The organism is Burkholderia sp. BCC1972 (assembly GCF_905339605.1).
Lineage (GTDB): Bacteria > Pseudomonadota > Gammaproteobacteria > Burkholderiales > Burkholderiaceae > Burkholderia.
The window spans coordinates 1-269 of the sequence record NZ_CAJPGH010000112.1; the positions used below are offsets into that span (position 1 = coordinate 1).

General features: G+C 65.4%; 1 protein-coding gene. It reads left to right on the forward strand.

The annotated features are described in order from the left end of the window. On the forward strand, positions 1 to 269 hold a 269-nt coding region (locus tag U5798_RS37040), incomplete at both ends, for an efflux RND transporter permease subunit (RefSeq protein WP_322084898.1).

Sequence of the window (269 nt, forward strand, 5' to 3'; positions counted from 1 at the left end):
AAGGAGGCGACCCGCAAGGCGATGGGGCAGATCACCGGCGCACTCGTCGGCGTGGCACTCGTGCTGTCGGCGGTGTTCGTGCCGGTGGCGTTTTCCGGCGGCTCGGTCGGCGCGATCTATCGCCAGTTCTCGCTGACGATCGTGTCGGCGATGGTGCTGTCGGTGCTGGTCGCGTTGATTCTGACGCCGGCGCTGTGCGCGACGATCCTCAAGCCGATCCCGCAAGGGCATCACGAAGAGAAGAAGGGCTTCTTCGGCTGGTTCAACCG